Source organism: Psychrobacillus sp., assembly GCF_056205495.1.
In genome coordinates, this window is the sequence record NZ_JBAEAP010000343.1 from 1 (window position 1) to 1,785 (window position 1,785).

Sequence of the window (1,785 nt, forward strand, 5' to 3'; positions counted from 1 at the left end):
AATTGCAGTACTAAATGAAGATGGAGTTATGGTTTTTAAGGAAAAAGGACGTATCGCAGATTTGCGCGGAGCTGTAGACGGTGATGTAAGTGCTAGCCTAGGAATTGGCCATACGCGCTGGGCGACTCACGGAGTTCCAAACCAAGAAAACGCTCATCCTCATCAAAGTACAACGAAACGTTTTACGCTTGTGCACAATGGCGTAATCGAAAACTATCATTTATTAAAAAAGGCTTATTTGGCTGATGTTCCAATGGCTTCTGATACAGATACAGAGGTAATCGTACAGTTAATCGAACGCTTCTCAAAAGACGGTCTATCAACTGTTGATGCACTAAGAAAAACATTGCACTTGATCCATGGTTCTTATGCAATCGCATTGATCGATAACGAAGATGAAAACACGATCTATGTAGCGAAAAACAAATCACCGCTATTAGTAGGAGTGGGTGAAGGATTTAACGTGGTAGCATCGGATGCAATGGCAATGCTACAAGTAACAGAGCAGTACGTGGAGCTTCATGACCAAGAAATCGTAATCGTGCGCAAGGAATCAGTAGAAATCCAAACGCTTGATGGCAAAAAAGTAGAGCGTGCTCCTTATAAAGCAGAGCTAGATATGAGTGACATTGAAAAAGGAACATATCCTCACTATATGTTAAAAGAAATCGATGAACAGCCGACTGTTCTTCGCAAAATTATCCAAGCCTATCAAAACGAGCAAGGCGAGCTTACAATCGACTCTGCTATTTTGGAGGCACTAAAAGATGCGGATCGTCTATATATCATTGCAGCGGGAACTAGCTACCACGCTGGTTTGATCGGTAAAGAATATTTCGAGAAAATTGCTGGTATCCCAGTAGAGGTTCATATCTCAAGTGAGTTTGGTTATAACATGCCACTTCTATCGGAAAAGCCTTTATTCATGTTTATTACGCAATCTGGAGAAACAGCAGATAGCCGCCAAGTATTAGTGAAAATAAAAGAAAAAGGTTATCCAACACTGACTGTAACTAATGTACCTGGATCTACACTTTCTCGTGAAGCGGATCATACGTTATTACTGCATGCTGGTCCTGAAATTGCTGTAGCTTCTACAAAAGCTTATGTTGCTCAGGTAGCAGTGCTAATGGTTACTGCATCTGTATTCGCAAAATCCCAGGGGAAAGAGCTAGACTTTGATGTCGTACAAGAGCTTGGAATTGTTGCAAATGCGGTTCAAGCGATCGTAGATACGAAAGAAGAACTTGAAGAGATTGCAACAGAATACCTTTCAACTACTAGAAACGCTTTCTTCATCGGAAGAAACGTGGACTATTATATTAGCTTAGAGGGTGCTCTAAAGCTTAAAGAGATCTCTTACATTCAAGCAGAAGGCTTTGCTGGAGGAGAACTTAAGCACGGTACGATTGCCCTTATTGAAGACGGCACACCTGTCATTGCATTAGCTACACAGCAGGCAGTAAGCTTAAATGTTCGTGGAAACGTGAAAGAGGTAGTTGCTCGTGGCGCTAATCCTTGTATCATTGCGATGGAGGGCTTCGAGGAAGAAGATGATCGCTATGTGCTTCCAAAAGTACACGAATTATTTGCACCACTAGTAGCCGTTATCCCATTACAGCTAATCAGCTACTATGCAGCACTTCATAGAGACTGTGACGTAGATAAACCTAGAAATCTAGCTAAATCCGTTACAGTTGAGTAATTTGCTCATATGTATTTAAGTGGTTAAAAACTGGGGAAACTTAGTGGAAAACCGATATAAATATTGAAAACCGAGGTATG

Annotated in this window: 1 protein-coding gene; it reads left to right on the forward strand. The window is 41.2% G+C overall.

What is annotated here, in order from left to right; all coding sequences use genetic code 11:
• A partial coding sequence (glmS, locus tag AC06OU_RS10190; protein WP_475855562.1) for a glutamine--fructose-6-phosphate transaminase (isomerizing) occupies window positions 1-1,705 on the forward strand: 1,705 nt, incomplete at its 5' end.
• Window positions 1,706-1,785 lie beyond the last annotated feature (80 nt).